Below are 16,795 nucleotides of genomic sequence, written 5' to 3'. Positions count from 1 at the left end.
GGCGCTCGCGCCGCGATCCGACTAATCGGGATCCAGCCAGCCGGCCGCGATCGCACCCGCGACGTCGGCTTCCACATCGATGTCCCAGCGCAAGGCCGGCGCGTCGAGCCAGGCCAGTTCCTGCTGCGGCAGACGCGCGAGCAGCGCGCCGAAGCCGCGGTCGCCGTACAGGCCCCGCGCCTGCGCCATCAGTTCGCCTGAGACCACGGCCGGAATCCCCGGCGCATCGCCGTGCCGCGTCGCCGCGCAACCTGAGCGCGCCCGCGCCGCGTCGGCGAGCAGGGTTCGCAGATGTTCCAGCTCCAGGGCCGGTTGATCGCAACCGAGGATCAGCACCGCGCCGGTATGGGCGGCCAGCGCCGCCGCCCCGCATTGCAGACTGCTGGCCAGGCCGTGCTGCCACTCCGGATTGAGGCAGAGCTCGGCGGGCAGGTCTTCGATCGCCGCCTGCAGGCGCGCGGCCTGCGCACCCAATACCACCAGCAGGCGTTGCGGCCCGGTCTGCGCGGCCAGGCGCACGGCGCGATGGATCAGGCTTTCGCCGTCGCGCGACAGCAGCTGCTTGGCGCGGCCTAGCCGGCGGCTGCCGCCCGCGGCCAGCACCAGCGCCGCGTGGCTCATGCCGGCGCGTGGCGCAGCGACTGCAACTGCGCGGCGACGCTGAGCGCGATCGCTTCCGGGCCGTCGCCGCCGAGCTTGAGCCCGATCGGCGCATGCAGGCGCGGCGTCAGCACGGCGCGCGCGGACTCGGGCAGCACCAGGAACAGATCGTCGCGGCGCTGGTGGGGCCCGAGCAGGCCGACGAATCCGATCTCGCTCGCCGCCAAGGCTTCCAGCGCTTCGCGGTCGAGTTCGAAATGATGATGCATGACCAGCGCGGCGTCGTGCGGACGCGCGCTCGCCAGCGCCTGCGCGGGCGCACGCGCGATCGCGTAGTCGGCGTGCGCGGCCTGTGCGGTCCAGCGCGGCCGCCGTTCGACCACGCTGGTGATCCAGCCCAGCGAGCGCAGCAGCGGTAGCAGCGACGCCGATTCCGGACCGGCGCCGAACACCAGCACCGACGGCGGCCGCGCGATCTCCAGCAGCCAGGCGGTTTCGCCGCGGCCCAGCCACGACGGCGTCGCCACCGGCAGGGTCCAGGGCTGGTGTTCGCCGCCGACGCGCGCGCGCATGGCGCCGTTGAGGTTGATGTCCAGGCGCAGGTCGCCGTGACCGCGCCGCCATTCGTCGACCAGCGCCGGCAGCGCGCGCAGCGCGGCCAGCGGCAGCAGGGCCAGGCGCAGGCGGCCGCGGCAGCCGATCGCCGAACCGTCGAACAGGTCCTCGTCGCTGCGGGTGTCGATGTCCATCCACTCGACCCGGCCGTAGCGCGCCGCGGTCGCGGCCAGCTCCTCGATCTCGGGCTCGATGCAGCCGCCGCTGAGCCAGCCGACCTGGCCCTCGCGCGCGCCGAACAGGGCCACCGCGCCGGGGTGCACATAGGTCGAGCCCTCGCTTTCCAGGACCACGGCCAGGCTGGCCGGGTCGCCGCGTTCCTGCGCGCGCACCGCGGCTTCGAGGGTGCCGCGCACGCCGCCGGCGGCGGGCAGGGCGGGCGCAACGGGCGGAGCGTCTGGCACGGCGAATCCCTGAGCGCGGACGACGCTGCGATCATGCGGTCTGGCCATGACGCCTGCAATGCGGGGCCGCCATGGGCGGCGCGCTTCTTGCAGGGGCGCGGTCGCGGCGGTCGTGGATGGCGCAAACACGGTGGCAGGCGTATGTTCGGCTTTCCCCAGCCGCCGCGAGGGATACATGAAACTGCATGTCAACGGCAGCGAGCACGAGGTGGACGCCCCACCCGACATGCCCCTGCTCTGGGTCCTGCGCGACCTGATGCAACTCACCGGCACCAAGTTCGGTTGCGGCATCGCCCAATGCGGCGCTTGCACCGTGCACGTGGACGGCGCCCCGCGCCGCGCCTGCGTGACCCCGGTTTCGACCGTGGAAGGCAAACAGATCCTCACCATCGAAGGCCTGTCGTCCGACGGCAGCCATCCGGTGCAGCGCGCCTGGGCCGAACTGGACGTGGTTCAGTGCGGCTACTGCCAGTCCGGTCAGATCATGTCGGCGGCGGCCTTGCTGGCCAAGGTGCCCGCGCCCACCGACACCGATATCGACCAGGCCCTGTCCGGCAACATCTGCCGCTGCGGCACCTACCCGCGCATCCGCGCGGCGGTGAAGCGCGCGGCCGGGCTCGGCAAGGCCTGAGTCGCGCGCGCGGCCGCGCGGCCGCCGCGAGCTTCGCCATTCGCAACGGAGGTGTGCCGTGAACGCTGTGCCTCAGCCTTCCCGACGTCGGTTCCTCAAGGCCGGTGCCGTCCTCGGCGGCGGACTGGTGATCGGCTTCGTGATCCCCGGCGCGCGCCGCTACGCGTTGGCCGCGCAGGCCGCCGCCAGCGCCGCCGCGCCGTTCGTGCCCAACGCCTTCCTGCGCATCGGCGAAGACGACAGCGTGACCGTGCTGATCGCGCATTCGGAGATGGGCCAGGGCGTGTGGACCGGCCTGGCCATGCTGGTCGCCGAAGAACTGGATGCGGACTGGTCCAAGATCCGCGTCGAACACGCACCGGCCGCGCCGGCCTACGCGCACACCGCGTTCGGCCAGCAGATGACCGGCGGTTCCACCAGCACCTGGTCCGAATTCGACCGCTACCGCCAGGCCGGCGCGACCGCGCGCCAGCTGCTGGTTGCGGCGGCCGCGCAGCGCTTCGGCGTGGCCGAGGCGGACATCCGTACCGAGAACGGCGTGGTCGTGGCCGGCGCGCAACGCGCACGCTACGGCGAGCTCGCCGCCGAGGCCGCGAAACTGCCGGCGCCGAAGGCCGCGCCGGCGCTCAAGGACGCCAAGGACTGGAAGATCATCGGCAAGCCGACCAAGCGCCTGGATTCGCCGGAGAAGATCACCGGCCGCGCGAAGTTCGGCATGGACGTGCAGTTCGAGGGCCTGCTGACCGCGGTGGTCGCGCGCGCGCCGGTGTTCGGCGGCAAGGTTAAATCCTTCGACGCCGCGGCGGCCAAGGCCGTGCCGGGCGTGCGCGACGTGGTCCAGGTGCCCAGCGGCGTGGCCGTGGTCGCCGATCACTACTGGGCGGCCAAGCAGGGCCGCGACGCGCTCAAGGTGGAATGGGACCTGGGCCCGAACGCGGGCCTGGACACCGCCCAGCTGCGCGAGGAATTCCGCAAGCTTGCCGCCACCCCCGGCGCCGTCGCCGCGCAGGCCGGCGATGCCGCCGCCGCGTTGGCCAAGGCCGGCAAGACCCTGGACGCCGAGTACAACACGCCCTATCTCGCGCATGCGCCGATGGAGCCCCTGAACTGCACGGTCAAGATCGACGGCGACGGCTGCGAGATCTGGACCGGCACCCAGTTCCAGACCGGCGACCAGCATGCCGCCGCCGGCATCCTCGGCCTCAAGCCCGAACAGGTGCAGATCCACACCATGTTCCTGGGCGGCGGCTTCGGCCGGCGCGCCACCACGAACTCGGATTTCGTGTCCGAAGCGGTGCAGGTCGCCAAGGCCGCGGGCAAGCCGGTCAAGACGGTGTGGTCGCGCGAGGACGACGTGCGCGGCGGCTATTACCGGCCGATGTACCTGCAGCAGGCGCGCATCGCGGTCGACGCACAAGGCTATCCGGTGGCCTGGCAGCATCGCCTGGTCGGCCAGTCCATCATCGGCGGCACGCCGTTCGAGGCGCTGATGGTCAAGAACGGCGTGGACGCGACCTCGGTGGAGGGCGTGTCCGATTCGCCGTACTTGAAGGACATCCCCGACCACCGCGTCGAACTGCATTCGCCCAAGACCGGCATCCCGGTGCTGTGGTGGCGTTCGGTCGGACATAGCTACAACGCCTTCGTGATGGAAAGCCTGATCGACGAGCTCGCGCATGCGGCGAAAAAGGACCCGGTCGAATACCGGCGCGCGCTGCTCAAGTCGCATCCGCGTCACCTGGCCGCGCTGAACCTGGCCGCCGAGAAAGCCGGCTGGAGCACGCCGGCCGCGCAAGGGCGCGGGCGCGGCGTCGCGGTGCACGAATCCTTCGGCAGTTTCCTGGCCCAGATCGCCGAGGTCTCGGTGGAGAACGGCGCCATCCGCGTGCATCGGGTGGTGTGCGCGATCGACTGCGGCCTGGCGGTGAACCCGGAAGGCGTGCGCGCGCAGATGGAATCCGGCATCGCCTTCGGCCTGGGCGCGGCCCTGCACAGCGCGCTGAGTTTCCAGGACGGGCGCGTGCAGCAGTCCAACTATCACGACTACCAGGTGCTGCGCATCAACGAGATGCCGCAGGTCGACGTCCACATCGTGCCCAGCACCGAACGCATGGGCGGTGCCGGCGAACCGGGCACGGCGCCGATCGCGCCGGCGGTCGCCAACGCGGTGTTTGCCCTGACCGGCCAGCGCCTGCGCGAATTGCCGCTGCGGCTCAAGGCCTGAGGAGGACCCCATGCGCATCCTGCTTACCTGCAGCCTGGTCCTCGCGCTCGCCGCCTGCGGCCCGCGACCCAGTCCCGAGCAACGCGAGAAAGCGGTGGCCGCGTTCGCCACCGTGCAGAAAGTGTTCCAGCACCCGCGCTGCCAGAACTGTCACATCCCCGGCGACCAGCCGCTGCAGTTCGACCAAGGCCAGCCGCATGCGATGGGCGTGGTACGCGGCCCCGAAGGCAAGGGCGCGGCCGGCCTGCCCTGCGCGACCTGCCACGGCGAGAAGAACCTGCCCGCCAGCTACGGCCCGAACGCGCCGCCGGGCGCGCCGCATTGGCAGCTGCCGCCGCCGGATCACAAGATGGCCTGGATCGGTTTGCCGCCCAAGCAGCTGTGCGAAATGATCCAGGACCAGAAGCGCAACGGCGACCGCGACTTCGCCGCTTTGCTCAAGCACGTCAGCGAGGACAAGCTGGTGCTATGGGGCTGGGAGCCCGGCGGCAACCGCCTGCCGGTGCCGGTGCCGCACGACGAGTTCGTGGCCCAGTTCAAACTCTGGGCCGATGCGGGCGGTCCCTGTCCGGCGGCGTAGCCGCTCGGTTGCCGGAACCGCTTCGCTTCTTGCGGGAGCGGCGTAAGCCGCGATCGCGGCCGCATCGTCGCTTCATTGCCATCGCGGCTTACGCCGCTCCCACAGGGTAAGTATCTGGCAGAGGGCGCTCGTACGCTTTTGAGTTCGCTGCAAGCTGGCACCCGCAGGTGCCGCCTGCGGCGGAACGTTTCCGGAATCGTCCCGCGAATCGAGGCCCGCGCTTCGCGGCGCGGGCCTCGTCGCATCAGCGCGCGGGCGTCGCCGGATGAGCGTCCTCGCTCTCCCGATGCAACCATCGATACAGCACCGGTAACACCAGCAGGGTCAGCAGCGTCGAGGACACGATTCCGCCGATCACCACCGTCGCCAGCGGCCGCTGCACTTCCGAGCCGGCGCCGACGTTGAAGGCCATCGGCAGGAAACCCAGCGAGGCCACCAGCGCCGTCATCATCACCGGACGCAAGCGTCCCAAGGCGCCGTCGACGATCGCGTCGTCGAGGCGATCGCCCTGTTCGCGCAGTTTGCGGATGAAGGCGATCATCACCAGGCCGTTGAGCACCGCCACGCCCGATAGCGCGATGAAGCCCACGCCGGCCGAGATCGACAGCGGTATCCCGCGCAGCGCCAGCGCGATCACGCCGCCGGTCAGCGCCAGCGGCACGCCGCTGAACACGATGGCCGCGTCCTTGGCCGAACCGAAGGCCCAGAACAGCAGGGCGAAAATGATCGCCAGCGTCACCGGCACCACGATCGCCAGACGCTGGCTGGCCGATATCAACTGCTCGAAGGTGCCGCCGTAGTCGATCCAGTAGCCTGTCGGCAGCTCGACCTGGGTCGCCACGCGTTGGCGCAGGTCGCCGACGAAGCCGCCCAGGTCGCGGCCGCGCACGTTGGCGGTGATCACCACGCGGCGCTTGCCGTTTTCGCGATTGATCTGGTTCGGCCCCAGGGTGGTCTCGATCTTCGCCACCTCGCGCAGCGGCACCGTCTGCGGCGCGCCGGACATCCACGCGGCGGCGCGGCTGGACTCGTCGACGTTGTCGTTGCCGGCCAACGGGATGGGCAGGTCCTGCAGAGCCGCCGGATCCTGGCGCAGACGCTCGGGCAGGCGAACCACGATGTCGAAGCGACGATCGCCTTCGAACAGCTGGCCGGCCACTTCGCCGCCCACCGCCGTCGCCACCGTGTCCTGCACCGCGCCGGGATTGAGGCCGTAACGCACCAGCGCCTGCCGGTCCGGCACGATCGTCAGCAAGGGCAAGCCGGTCGCCTGTTCCAGCTTGACGTCGGCGGCGCCGGGTACCGCTTTGGCCACCTCCTCGATGCGCCGGCCTACTTCGACCAAGCGATCCAGGTCGTCGCCGTAGAGTTTGATCGCCACGTCGGCGCGCACGCCCGAGATCAGCTCGTTCATGCGCATCTGGATCGGCTGGGTGAACTCGTAGTTGTTGCCCGGCAATTGCTTGACCGCCGCTTCGATCTCGGCGACCAGCTGCGCCTTGGATTTGCGCGGGTTCGGCCATTGCTCGCGCGGCTTTAGCATCAGGAAGGTGTCGGCGACCGAGGGCGGCATCGGGTCGGTCGCGACCTCGGCGGTGCCGAGTTTTCCGAACACGCGCTCCACCTCCGGGAACTGCTTGATGCGCGCTTCCAGGGTGGCCTGCATCTTGATCGCCTGCTCCAGGCTGGTGCCCGGAATGCGCATCGCATGCATGGCGATGTCGCCCTCGTCCAGGCTGGGAATGAACTCCGAGCCCAATCGCGTCGCCAGCAAGCCGCACAAGGCGATGCCGGCCAGCGCGCCGCCGATCACCCAGGCGCGGCGACGCAAGGCCCAGGCCAGTGCGGGTTCGTAGGCCTGGCGCGACCAGCGCATCAGCCGGGTTTCCTTTTCCTCGACGCGGCCGCGCAGGAACAGGGCGATGGACGCGGGCACGAAGGTCAGGCACAGCAGCATCGCGCCGGTCAGCGCCAGCACCACGGTGATGGCCATCGGGTGGAACATTTTCCCCTCGACGCCGGTGAGAGCGAAGATCGGCAAATACACCGCGGTGATGATGCCCAGGCCGAACAGGCTGGGACGGATCACCTCGGCGGTCGCCGACGCGGTCGTATCCAGCCGTTCCCCGTCGCTGAGCGGGCGTTGCAGCGCATGCTGCAGTTCGCCGAAGCGGCGCAGGCAGTTCTCGATGATGATGACCGCGCCATCCACGATCAGGCCGAAGTCGAGCGCGCCCAGGCTCATCAGATTGCCCGACACGCCGCCGCGGACCATGCCGGTCATCGTGAACAGCATCGCCAAGGGGATGACCGCGGCGGTGATCAAGGCCGCGCGGAAATTGCCCAACAACAAGAACAACACCACGATCACCAGCAAGGCGCCTTCGATCAGGTTCTTGGCCACCGTCTTGATGGTGCGATCGACCAGCGCGGTGCGGTCGTACACCGGCGCGGCCGACACGCCGGCCGGCAGGCTTTTGTTGGCCACGGCCAGTTTTTCGGCGGCGGCCTGGGCCACTTCGCGGCTGTTGGCGCCGATCAGCATGAACGCCGTGCCCAGCACCACCTCGCGGCCATTCTGGGTCGCCGCGCCGTTGCGCAGCTCCGGGCCTTCGCCGACCTCGGCCACGTCGCGCACGCGGATCGGCACGCCGTCGCGACGGTCCAGCACGATGTCGCGGATCGCGTCGAGATCGGCGACCTGGCCCGGCGCGCGCACCAGGAACTGTTGGCCATTGCGTTCGATGTAGCCGGCGCCGACGTTCTGATTGTTGGCCGCGACGGCCGCGACCACGTCGTGCAGGGTGAATCCCAGGGCCACCAGCCGCGCCGGGTCGGGCGTGATGTGAATTTGGCGGGCGTAGCCGCCGATGGTGTTGACCTCGGTTACGCCGGGCGTATTGCGCAACTGCGGCCGCACTACCCAGTCCTGCAAGGTGCGCAGGTCGGTCGCGGTCCAGGGCGTGCCGTCCTTCTTGCGCGCATCGGGCTTGGCGTCGACCGTGTACATGAAGATCTCGCCCATGCCGGTGGCGACGGGGCCCATCTGCGGCTCCAGTTCGGCCGGCAGTTGCGATTTCACCTGCTGGATGCGCTCGGCGACCTGTTGGCGGGCGAAGAACAGGTCGGTGCCGTCCTTGAACACCACCGTGACCTGCGACAGGCCGTAGCGGGAAATCGAGCGCGTGTAGTCCAGGCCCGGCAGTCCGGCCAGCGTGGTTTCGATGGGGAAGGTCACCCGCTGTTCGGATTCCAGCGGCGAGTAACCGGGCGTCTCGGTGTTGATCTGCACCTGGACGTTGGTGATGTCGGGCGTGGCGTCGATCGGCAGCTTGGTGAAGCTCCAGACGCCCACGCCGATCAGCGCCGACGTCAGCGCGATCATCAGCCATCGGTGCGCGATGGCGAAGCGAATGATTTTCTCGAGCATGAGTGTTTCCTCGGTATTCGGGTGGGCCGCGCGTCGCGAACGACGCGGCGGCGTGCGCCGGACCGCTGGCCGACAGGCCTGGCGGACCGTTGCGCCCTCAGTGGTCGTGGGAAGCGCCGGACTTCTCGATGTCCGCCTTCACCACGTAGCTCTGCTCGACCACCACCTGATCGCCGGCTTTCAGCCCCGAAAGCACCTCCACCCGTTGCGCGTCGCGCTTGCCCAGTTCGACCGGGCGCACTTCGTAGACGTCGCCTTGGCGGATGAACACCGCATCCCAATCGCGAAAGGTCTGCAGCGCCGCCAGCGGCACCACCAGCTGGGCCGGCTGGCGCTCCACCGTGATGCGCGCCTTGACCGCCGAACCCGGCCGCCACAGGCCATCGGCGTTGGCGATGGTCGCGCGCGCCACGGTGCTCTGGCTGGCGGTGGCGGTGCCGGGCAGCACGCGTTCCAGCGTGGTGTCGGCGGTGACGCCGTCGCTCATGCGGGTCACGGTGACCGGCACGCCGGCCTGGATGTGTTGGGCATCGGCGCCGAACACGTGCAGGTCGACCCACAGCGAAGACAGGTCGGCGACTTCGAACAGTGCCGCGCCTTCGCCGGCCACCGAGCCGACCGCGGCGTTGCGCGCGAGCACCACGCCGGCGATCGGCGAAGCGACGGTGTAGGTGGTCAGGCTCAGGTTGCTTTCGATGCTGGCCAGCGGCTGGCCGGCACGCACCTGGTCGCCGACGTTCGCGTTCAAGCGCCGCACCGGACCGGGGAAGCGCGCCGCCACTTTGGCGACCCGCCCCTCGACCGGAGTGAGCAGGCCTTGGACTTCGTGCTCGTCGGCGATCACACCGGCCGCGGCCGGCGCGACGCGGATGCCGGCGTCGTGCGCGACCTTGGCCGCGATCTGGGTCCGCCCCTCGTAACTGGGGTAGGCCCAACGCAAGGCCGTGCCGGCGATGCGGGCCGTCACTTCGACGTCGAACGAATGCGGTTCGCCGACGACGCTGGTCGCCATCAGGCTGCCGTCCGCCTGGGGTTTCAAGGCATGAGTCTCGGCGACGCCGCCCAGACGCCTGAGCCGGACCTCGACGGTGCCGGCAGACGCCGACAGCGGCTTGCCGTCGCGGTACAGCCAGGCCTGGTACTTCGGCGGCGTGCCGTCCTCGGCGATCGCCAACTCCACGGCATAGCCGTTGCTTTCCAGCACGCGGCCGCCGTGCTCGCCCTTGCGCGGCGCTTCGGCCTCGGCATGCGCGTCGCCTTCGTCGTGGGCGTGCTCGGCCGGCGCGGACGGATCGCCGCCGCAGGCGGCCAGCAGCAGGGTCAAGGCCAGTGCGGCGCTGAAGTGAGAGATCTTCACGGGGCGGTTCCTTGTGCGGTGGAGGCGGCCGGAGCGGCGACGAAGGCCTCGCCGGTGAGCCTCTGGATTTCGATCAGGGCGCGCTGCGCTTCGAGCGCGGCCTCCAATTGCTGCTTGCGCCCATTGGTGCGCTCGGACTGCAGCTGCGCCCATTCGAGGTAGCTGATGGCGCCCGCGCGGTAAGCGCGTTCGGCCGCGGCTTCGGCGCGCGCGAGCTTGGGCAGCACGTCGTCGTTGAGGCGTCGCACCTCGAGCGCGGCGACCTGGTAGCGGCCGTGCGCATCGGCCAGGGTCGAATACAGCGACATTCCCTGGGCTTCGCGTTCGATCCCCAGCATCGCCAGCTCGGCTTCGGCGGCGCGGATATCGGGAGCGGCGCGACGCGACGCGCCCAGGGGCAGGGCCACGCTGCCCAGCAGCGCCTGGTCGCCGGTCTCCTGCAGGCGGCGCAGGCCGAACTGCCATTCCAGATCCGGCGTCGCCTGGGTGCGCGCGAGCTGCAGCCGCGCCTCGCGGATGCGGCCCTCGTCGGCGAAGCGCGCGATCTCCGGGCTGCGCTGCAGCAGCTCGGCGAGCGCGTCGAAGTCCTGGATCGCCGGCAACGTCAGAGGATCGCCGGCGGCGGCGGCGAAGCCCGGATCGCGCTCGCCCCACAGCGCCGCCAGGTGCCGGCGCGCGGCGAGCCGACGCTGCGAGGCGCGTTCGCGCTCGAGTTCGGCGCGCGCCAGCGCCGCCTGCGCGGTCAGCACCACCGATTCCGGCGAGGCGCCGGCTTGCAGGCGCTGGCGCGCCGCGGCGACGGTCCGTTGGCGCTGGCCGATGTCGAGTTCGGCGATCGCGTGTTGGCGCTGCGCGGCGACGATATTCAGGTAGCGGCGCGCCGCTTCGGCCAACAGATCCAGGCGCCGGCTTTCGCGTTCGACCGCGAGCGCGTCGATGCGGCTTTGCGCGAGCGTGCGTCGCGCGTCGAGCTTGCCGCCGCGTTCGAACACCGAGGCCAGGGTCAGCGACAGTTCGGCGCCGCGCAGGCCGCTGAGCTCGCCGCTGCCGAAGGCGTTCTCCAGCGTCGCGCCGGCGGTCAGGGCCGGGCGCTGGCCGGCGCGGTCGAGTTCGGCCGCCAGCGCATCGCGACGGCTGCCGAACAGGCGCAGGTCGGGGTGGGAGGCATCGATGCGCGCGAGCGCATCGTCGAGGGTGAACACCGCCGGGCGCGCGGGCGCGGCGGCTGGATTGGGGACTGGGGCAGGGGGCGACGACTGCGCCAGTGCCGGAAAGCACAGCGCAGCCGCCAGGACGGCCGTAGCCGCTGGACGCAACCGCATGGGGAGGTACTCCGAATCGGGACAGGAAGGTGCGGCCGGCAATGCCGGCGTAAGCCTCAGCCCGCGATCGGGGGACGGAACGGTGCCGGCAGCGGCGCCGGCACGAAGGCGAACGCGCGCGGCGGAACCGGCTCGCGCGTTTCGAGCGCGAGCATGCGCAATTCGTAACGCGGCAGCATCGCGGCCTGCGGGCCGCAGCAGTGGCTCAGGTGCCAGCGATTGTCGCCGTCGTCGGCGGTGCCGGGCTGGCCGGGCGGATGGTCGTGGCCGTGCTCGCCCAGGCTGAGTTCGGTCTGGGCGGCGTCGATCGCCGCGATCTCGCGCGCTTCCTCGGCGAAAGCCAGCGCCGGCCGGATCACGGCCATGACCATGAGCAGCCCGAACACCAGGCAACGCAGGATCGACGACAGGGGCGGCAGGCCGGACATGGGCGCTAGGGTACGGCCGCGGCGCGGCGATACACAATTGCGCCGACCCGGCACAGCGCGTGCCGCACGGGCGTCACATGCGCTGGCCAGACTGCGCGCCTCGTCTACAGGGGGCGTGCCATGAAGTGGGTTCGGAGCTGTGCGGCCGTCGCCGCGCTGGCGTGCCTGGCCGCATGCGGCGGCGCGCAGGCGCCGCAAAGCGTGCAGGCCTCCTCGTCGCTGGATGCGGTGCCGACGCGCCCGGCCCTGGCCAACCTGGATGCGCAGCGCCTGCGCATGCTGGCCGCGCAGGCCCTGCGCGGCCAGCGCATGTACGCGCCGGCCGGCGACAACGCGGTCGAGTACTACCTGGCCCTGCGCGACAAGCAACCCGGCGACGCCATCGTCGCCAACGCCCTGCAGGAGCTGCAGCCCTATGTGCTGATCGCCGGCGAACAGGCCCTGGCCGGCGGCGAGCTGAACGAAGCGCAACGGATGCTGGATCTGCTCGCGCGCGTGGACGCGCAGGCGCCCGCGCTGCCGCGCCTGCGCGAGAGTCTGTTGGCGGCGCGCGCCGCGCAGGTCGAACAGAGCCAGCGCCTGGATGCGCAACAGGCCGAACAACTGCGGCTGGCGCAGCAGCGCGCGCTCGCGAACGCGGCCAAGCCCGCGGCGCCGATCGCGGCCGCGCCTGCGCCCGCGACCATCGCCGCGCCGCCGGCCCCCGCGCCGGCCGCCGCTTCACCCGCGCCGCTGCCCGAATCGGCCGCGATCGCGCCGCCGCCGCCCGCGCCGCGCAACGCAGCACCGGTCTCGCGCCCGCTGCCGCGCCTGATCAGCGACTCCGCGCCGCGCTATCCGCTCAGCGCGCTCAATCGCCGCATCGAAGGCAGCGTGCAGATCGCGTTCGTGATCCAGCCCGACGGCAGCGTGACCGCGGTGCGCCTGCTGTCGTCGACGCCGCCGGGCGTGTTCGACGAAGCCGCGCTGGCCGCGGTCTCGCGCTGGCGCTTCGAGGCCGGCGGCGAGCGCGTGCCGACCAGTCGCACCCTGAGCTTCCGCCTGCCCAAGGGTTGAGCCGGCGCCGTGACGCCGGTGCTGGCGGCTCGCCGGGGCGGCAGCGCACAATGCGGCGATGACTACCGCCACCGCCCCCCTGCTGGACACCGTCGAACACGAAACCGGCCCGACGCCGGCCTGGACCGTGCTGTGGCTGCACGGACTGGGCGCCGACGGCAACGACTTCGCGCCCATCGTGCCCGAGTTGCTGCGCCCCGGTTGGCCGGCGCTGCGCTTCGTGTTCCCGCATGCGCCGGTGCGCGCGGTCACGATCAACAACGGCGTGCGCATGCGCGCCTGGTACGACATCCGCGATTTCAGCGACCTCAACCACCGCGCCGACGAAACCGGCGTCGACGAATCGGTGGCCCAGATCGAGGCCCTGATCGCGCGCGAAGCCGAACGCGGCGTGCCGGCCTCGCGGGTGCTGCTGGCCGGTTTCTCGCAGGGCGGCGCGGTGGCCCTGGCCGCCGGCCTGCGCCGCACGCAGCCGCTGGCGGGTCTGATCGCCCTGTCGACCTACCTGCCGATGCCCGATCGCCTGGCGCGCGAGACCCAGGACGCCGCGCGCGCGCAGCCCTTGTTCATGGCCCACGGCAGTTACGACCCGGTGGTGCCCTTCGCCGCCGGCGAGATCAGCGCGGCGCGCTTGCGCACGCTCGGCCTGAGCCCGGACTGGCACGCCTATCCGATGGCCCACCAGGTCTGCCTGGAGGAAATCCGCGACCTCGGCGACTGGATGTCGCGGCGCTTCGCGGCCTGAGCATGAGCGCCTCCGGCAGCGAGCGCGAACCCTGGTTGCCGGACCTGTGCCGCCTGCCGCGGCTGGTGGTGATGCTGAGCATGGCCGAGCTGATCGTGGTCGTGCTGGCGCTGGCGCCCGACGGCGGCGCGCCCTGGGATTGGCAGCGCTTCGTTTCCGGCAGCACCTTCGCGTTGTGGCTGGCGCTGACCGTGTCGGTGCTGCTGTGCGTGTCGCGCGAACGCCTGCTGCGTCTGCCCGCCAGCCTGGGCGGCGTGATCGCGACCGCGGCGGCGGCGCTGCTGGGCGCCACTTTCGCCGCGATCACCCACTCGATCGACCACGCCGTCGGCGCCAGCCTGGTGCCGCCCGGGGTGACGCTGGCGCGTTTCAGCCTGGGCACCGCGGCGGTGACCATGCTCGCGGTCGGCGTGGTGCTGCGCTATCTCTACGTCAACGACGGCTGGAAGGCGCAGGTGCGCGCCAGCGCGCGCGCCGAGGTCGACGCGCTGCAGGCGCGGATCAAGCCGCACTTCCTCTTCAACAGCATGAACACCATCGCCGGCCTGGTGCGCAGCGACCCGGTGGTGGCCGAGCGCGCCGTGCTCGACCTGTCGGATCTGTTCCGCGCCGCGCTCGGCGCCGGCGAGTCCGACTCCAGCCTGGCCGAGGAGGTCGAGCTGGCCGAGCGCTATCTGGCCATCGAGCAACTGCGCCTGGGCGACAGGCTGCGGGTGGAGTGGCGCAAGCACGAGCCGCTGCCCTGGACCCTGCCGATGCCGCGCCTGGTCCTGCAGCCGCTGGTCGAGAACGCGGTCCTGCACGGCATCTCGCGCCTGTCCGGCGGCGGCACCCTGGAAATCGAACTGGCCGTCAGCGGCCCGACGCTGGCCCTGCGGGTGCGCAATCCGGCCCCGGCGCCGGCCGAGGGCCCCGGCAACGGCACCCGTCACGCCCAGCGCAGCATCGGCCAGCGCCTGCGCTACGCCTACGGCCCGCAGGCACGGATGACCGCGGGCTGGGCCGAGGACTACTATCTGTGCGAACTGCACGTGCCGACTGGGGTGGAGGCGCTGTACCGATGAAGGGCGCAATGAGGATAGTCATTGCCGACGACGAGCCGCTGGCGCGCGAGCGCCTGCGCACGCTGCTGGCCGAGCAGCACGGCGTCGAGGTCGTGGCCGAAGCCGCCGACGGCCAGCACGCCCTGCACGCCTGCGCCGAGCATCAGCCGGACCTGGTGCTGCTGGACATCGCCATGCCCGGCATCGACGGCCTGGAAGCGGCGCGCCATCTGGCCGCGTTCGAGCCGCGCCCGGCGGTGGTGTTCTGCACCGCCTACGACGCGCACGCGCTGTCGGCGTTCGAGGCCGAGGCGATCGACTACCTGGTCAAGCCGGTGCGCGCCGAACGCCTGAGCGCCGCGCTGGAGCGCGTGCGCACCTTCGCCGCCGGCCGCGAGCGTGGCGGCGAGGTCGCGCCGGGCCAACGCCGCACCCACCTGTGCGCGCGCCTGCGCGGCAGCCTGCGCCTGATCCCGATCGAGGACGTGCACTACCTGCACGCCGAAGAGAAGTACGTGATCGTGCATCACGCGCGCGGCGAGGACCTGATCGAGGAATCGCTGAAGTCGCTGGAAGACGAGTTCTGCGAACGCTTCGTGCGCATCCACCGCAACTGCCTGGTCGCCCGCCACGAGATCGTCGAACTCAAGCGCTGCCCCGACGGCCACGTCCAGGCGGTGCTGCGCCACGGCAAGCAGCCGCTGGAAGTCAGCCGGCGCTGCGTGTCGGCGCTGCGTGAGACTTTGAAGCATCTGTAAGGGGCGTCGTTGGGTGTATGGCGGGCGCTCCGGCGAGGGTCGGGGGAATTCGCGACCCAAATGCAGGCTGTGACTTCAGGTGCCGCCCGTACCTTGAGGAGCCGTAGCTCAGGGGCCACTCGTGGCGCCAGGAGCCGTTCGTTGTGAGCCTGCGAACCATGGGCGGTGGGTCCGTGGCGCCGCAAAGCAAATCCCCCTCGATCCCCCTTTTTCAAAGGGGGAGGCTAAGCAGCGCTGCTTCTAGTGCCGGTCGTGGTGAGCCTGCGAACCATGGGCGGCGGGCCCGCGGCGCCGCAAAGCAAATCCCCCTCAATCCCCCTTTTTCAAAGGGGGGGCTAAGCAGCGCTGCTTCTAGTGCCGGTCGTGGTGAGCCTGCGAACCATGGGCGGCGGGCCCGCGGCGCCGCAAAGCAAATCCCCCTCAATCCCCCTTTTTCAAAGGGGGAGGCTGAGCAGTACCGTTTCGAGTGAGCCCGCGAACCGTGTGCGGCGGGCCCGCGGCGCCGCAAAAAGCAAATCCCCCTCAGTCCCCCTTTTTCAAAGGGGGAGGCGCACACGTCGCGGATGGCGAATGCCGTTCCCGCCCCGCTTTTGCGGTTCCCCCCTTTGAAAAAGGGGGGCTAGGGGGGATTTGCTTCTAAAATTCCCCCCATGACCCGCCTCCGCATCGCCACCCGTAAAAGCCCGCTCGCCCTGTGGCAGACCGAGCACGTCGCCGCCCGCCTGCGCGCCGCCCACCCCGGACTGGAGGTGGTGCTGGTGCCGATGAGCACCCGCGGCGACGAAGTGCTGGACCGCTCGCTGGCCGCGATCGGCGGCAAGGGCTTGTTCCTGAAGGAGCTGGAAGTGGCGATGCAGCGCGGCGACGCCGATTGCGCCGTGCACTCGCTCAAGGACGTGCCGATGGAACTGGAGCCGGGCTTCGCCCTGCCCGCGATCCTGGAGCGCGCCGACTACGCCGACGCCTTCGTCAGCCCGCAGTACGCGAGCATCGACGCGCTGCCGCAGGGCGCGCGCGTGGGCACGTCCTCGCTGCGCCGCCAGACCCAACTGCGCGCGCGGCGCCCGGATCTGCACCTGCTGGACCTGCGCGGCAACGTCAACACCCGCCTGGCCAAGCTCGACGCCGGCGAGTACGACGCGATCGTGCTCGCGGTCGCCGGCCTGGAACGCCTGGACCTGGGCGCGCGCGTGCGCGAACGCCTGCAGGCGCCGCAGTGGCTGCCCGCGCCGGCGCAGGGCGCGATCGCGATCGAATGCCACAGCGATCACCTGGCCACCCGCGCCTTGTGCGCCGCGCTGGACCACGCCGACACCCGCACCTGCGTCGAGGCCGAGCGCGCCATGAACCGCGCCCTGCACGGCAGCTGCCACGTGCCGGTGGCCGCCTACGCGCGCCTGGACGGCGAACACCTGCGCCTGGACGGCCTGGTCGGCGCCGCCGACGGCCGCCAGGTGCGCGCCCACGGCGAAGGCCGCGGCGACGCCCCCGAATGCCTGGGCCTGGAAGTCGCGCAAGCGCTGCTGGCGCAAGGCGCCGGCGACTTCATCGCCGCCGCGCTGTGAATGCAGCGGCGCCGACTGCGCCCGCCTCTCAGCGCCG

At 71.2% G+C, this 16,795-nt stretch carries 14 protein-coding genes; 8 read left to right on the top strand and 6 right to left on the bottom strand.

Features of this window, described 5'->3' with window-relative positions; all coding sequences use genetic code 11:
- Positions 1–21 precede the first annotated feature (21 nt).
- Positions 22–621: a nucleotidyltransferase family protein gene (locus tag BMZ45_RS05815; protein ID WP_091633488.1), complete on the bottom strand. Its 600-nt coding sequence runs from the start codon at positions 619–621 to the stop codon at positions 22–24.
- Positions 618–1,619 (bottom strand): XdhC family protein, encoded by a 1,002-nt coding sequence (locus BMZ45_RS05810; protein ID WP_175488939.1) that lies wholly within the window; start codon positions 1,617–1,619, stop codon positions 618–620. The genes BMZ45_RS05815 and BMZ45_RS05810 overlap by 4 nt, the downstream gene beginning before the upstream one ends.
- A 175-nt stretch (positions 1,620–1,794) precedes the next feature.
- Here BMZ45_RS05810 and BMZ45_RS05805 point away from each other — a divergent pair, with 175 nt between their 5' ends.
- Genes BMZ45_RS05805 through BMZ45_RS05795 form a run of 3 tightly spaced genes read left to right on the top strand, consistent with a single transcriptional unit; the run spans position 1,795 to position 5,054 of the window.
- The gene (locus BMZ45_RS05805) at positions 1,795–2,250 is read left to right on the top strand and encodes a (2Fe-2S)-binding protein (RefSeq protein ID WP_091633482.1); all 456 of its coding nucleotides are present in this window, start codon (positions 1,795–1,797) and stop codon (positions 2,248–2,250) included.
- A gap of 58 nt (positions 2,251–2,308) precedes the next feature.
- Positions 2,309–4,474: a xanthine dehydrogenase family protein molybdopterin-binding subunit gene (locus BMZ45_RS05800; RefSeq protein ID WP_091633479.1), complete on the top strand. Its 2,166-nt coding sequence runs from the start codon at positions 2,309–2,311 to the stop codon at positions 4,472–4,474.
- A gap of 10 nt (positions 4,475–4,484) precedes the next feature.
- Positions 4,485–5,054, top strand: coding sequence for a hypothetical protein (locus tag BMZ45_RS05795; protein WP_217643148.1), 570 nt, complete (start codon positions 4,485–4,487; stop codon positions 5,052–5,054).
- 244 nt (positions 5,055–5,298) lie between these two features.
- On the opposite strand, the gene BMZ45_RS05790 is transcribed toward BMZ45_RS05795, so the two are convergent.
- From BMZ45_RS05790 to BMZ45_RS05775, 4 genes are all read right to left on the bottom strand, one after another.
- Complete coding sequence (locus BMZ45_RS05790; protein ID WP_091633477.1) at positions 5,299–8,484, bottom strand: efflux RND transporter permease subunit; 3,186 nt, start codon at positions 8,482–8,484, stop codon at positions 5,299–5,301.
- 97 nt (positions 8,485–8,581) lie between these two features.
- On the bottom strand, positions 8,582–9,802 hold the full coding sequence (locus BMZ45_RS05785; protein ID WP_254776567.1) for an efflux RND transporter periplasmic adaptor subunit: 1,221 nt from the start codon (positions 9,800–9,802) through the stop codon (positions 8,582–8,584).
- Between the two features lie 35 nt (positions 9,803–9,837).
- On the bottom strand, positions 9,838–11,163 hold the full coding sequence (locus BMZ45_RS05780; protein ID WP_091633471.1) for a TolC family protein: 1,326 nt from the start codon (positions 11,161–11,163) through the stop codon (positions 9,838–9,840).
- 56 nt (positions 11,164–11,219) lie between these two features.
- Positions 11,220–11,591 carry a hypothetical protein gene (locus BMZ45_RS05775; RefSeq protein WP_091633468.1) on the bottom strand — a complete coding sequence of 124 codons (372 nt, stop codon included), beginning with the start codon at positions 11,589–11,591 and terminating at the stop codon, positions 11,220–11,222.
- Positions 11,592–11,711: 120 nt separating this feature from the next.
- Between BMZ45_RS05775 and BMZ45_RS05770 the strand changes: the two genes are divergently transcribed.
- The 5 genes from BMZ45_RS05770 to hemC all read left to right on the top strand — a co-directional run bounded on the left by BMZ45_RS05770 (position 11,712) and on the right by hemC (position 16,758).
- A complete protein-coding gene (locus BMZ45_RS05770) occupies positions 11,712–12,647 on the top strand; it encodes an energy transducer TonB (RefSeq protein ID WP_091633465.1) in 936 nt (311 codons plus the stop codon).
- 58 nt (positions 12,648–12,705) lie between these two features.
- Positions 12,706–13,392, top strand: a complete 687-nt coding sequence (locus tag BMZ45_RS05765) for an alpha/beta hydrolase (RefSeq protein WP_091633461.1) — start codon at positions 12,706–12,708, stop codon at positions 13,390–13,392.
- Positions 13,393–13,394: 2 nt separating this feature from the next.
- Complete coding sequence (locus BMZ45_RS05760; protein WP_091633459.1) at positions 13,395–14,456, top strand: sensor histidine kinase; 1,062 nt, start codon at positions 13,395–13,397, stop codon at positions 14,454–14,456.
- An 8-nt stretch (positions 14,457–14,464) separates the two neighbouring features.
- Positions 14,465–15,193 (top strand): LytR/AlgR family response regulator transcription factor, encoded by a 729-nt coding sequence (locus BMZ45_RS05755; protein ID WP_091633456.1) that lies wholly within the window; start codon positions 14,465–14,467, stop codon positions 15,191–15,193.
- Between the two features lie 650 nt (positions 15,194–15,843).
- Positions 15,844–16,758, top strand: coding sequence for a hydroxymethylbilane synthase (gene hemC, locus BMZ45_RS05750; protein ID WP_091633454.1), 915 nt, complete (start codon positions 15,844–15,846; stop codon positions 16,756–16,758).
- The last annotated feature ends 37 nt before the right edge of the window (positions 16,759–16,795 follow it).

This window comes from Lysobacter sp. cf310 (assembly GCF_900114355.1).
Classification (GTDB): domain Bacteria; phylum Pseudomonadota; class Gammaproteobacteria; order Xanthomonadales; family Xanthomonadaceae; genus Lysobacter.
This window is presented reverse-complemented; position numbering and strand designations above follow the sequence as displayed.

Coding starts and splice junctions, on each gene's coding strand:
- BMZ45_RS05815 (WP_091633488.1), bottom strand. CDS start 621: ATGAGCCACGCGGCGCTGGTGCTGGCCGCGGGCGGCAGCCGCCGGCTA.
- BMZ45_RS05805 (WP_091633482.1), top strand. CDS start 1,795: ATGAAACTGCATGTCAACGGCAGCGAGCACGAGGTGGACGCCCCACCC.
- BMZ45_RS05795 (WP_217643148.1), top strand. CDS start 4,485: ATGCGCATCCTGCTTACCTGCAGCCTGGTCCTCGCGCTCGCCGCCTGC.
- BMZ45_RS05790 (WP_091633477.1), bottom strand. CDS start 8,484: ATGCTCGAGAAAATCATTCGCTTCGCCATCGCGCACCGATGGCTGATG.
- BMZ45_RS05780 (WP_091633471.1), bottom strand. CDS start 11,163: ATGCGGTTGCGTCCAGCGGCTACGGCCGTCCTGGCGGCTGCGCTGTGC.
- BMZ45_RS05775 (WP_091633468.1), bottom strand. CDS start 11,591: ATGTCCGGCCTGCCGCCCCTGTCGTCGATCCTGCGTTGCCTGGTGTTC.
- BMZ45_RS05770 (WP_091633465.1), top strand. CDS start 11,712: ATGAAGTGGGTTCGGAGCTGTGCGGCCGTCGCCGCGCTGGCGTGCCTG.
- BMZ45_RS05765 (WP_091633461.1), top strand. CDS start 12,706: ATGACTACCGCCACCGCCCCCCTGCTGGACACCGTCGAACACGAAACC.
- BMZ45_RS05760 (WP_091633459.1), top strand. CDS start 13,395: ATGAGCGCCTCCGGCAGCGAGCGCGAACCCTGGTTGCCGGACCTGTGC.
- BMZ45_RS05755 (WP_091633456.1), top strand. CDS start 14,465: ATGAGGATAGTCATTGCCGACGACGAGCCGCTGGCGCGCGAGCGCCTG.
- hemC (WP_091633454.1), top strand. CDS start 15,844: ATGACCCGCCTCCGCATCGCCACCCGTAAAAGCCCGCTCGCCCTGTGG.